At 52.8% G+C, this 636-nt stretch carries 1 pseudogene; it reads right to left on the bottom strand.

Annotated features, from left to right (window positions below):
- Positions 1-38 precede the first annotated feature (38 nt).
- Positions 39-636 (bottom strand): annotated as a pseudogene (locus HMPREF2954_RS11390) (DDE-type integrase/transposase/recombinase); the annotation flags it as partial.

Below are 636 nucleotides of genomic sequence, written 5' to 3'. Positions count from 1 at the left end.
GTGTTATAAAAATTAACAAAGCGGCACAACTCCTTTTACCGGTGTTCAGGACTGTCAAACGACTGTTTCTCATGCCACATCTCCATCAGGGTACGGATAACCCGCCCCGCCTTACCGTTGGTCTGCGGACGGGCAACCCGGGTAAACTTTTGACCAATCCCGTTCTCGTAACAGGCTACACCGAAAGCATGGTTGGCCGAGCCTTTGTATTCCGTACCGTTGTCGGAGTAAACGCACTCAATCAGGTATGGGCAGGGATCAATCAGGTGTTCGGTCAGAAACTTGGCGGCGCTGTCTGCGGTTTTGTCCGGCAAAATGGCGGCGTATAGCTCCCTTGAGAAATCGTCGATGGCGACAAACAGGTAATCCCGCTTATCGGTGGCTTTCTGCCCTTTGAGCAGTGGCAGCCGTTTGGTATCGAGATGCACCAGCTCTCCGGGGTAGGATTTATTGTAGCGTTTGGCCTGCTTTTTGAGTTTTTCCTGAATGCTGCGTTCTACCTTGGCCGGGCGTTTCATTCCGTACTTTGCCTGTTTGAAACGGTTGTTGGTACTGGTTTGCGGTTTGAGCAGCTTGGCCCTTGCGGCTTTAAGTGCGCGGTAAATGGTGACGCGGCTGACTTGGTAGCGGCGTGCC

It is taken from the genome of Neisseria sp. HMSC067H09, from assembly GCF_001814135.1.
In the GTDB taxonomy this organism is placed as follows: domain Bacteria; phylum Pseudomonadota; class Gammaproteobacteria; order Burkholderiales; family Neisseriaceae; genus Neisseria.
The sequence above is the reverse complement of the archived record's forward strand: the minus strand, read 5'-3'. Positions and strand labels throughout refer to the sequence as shown.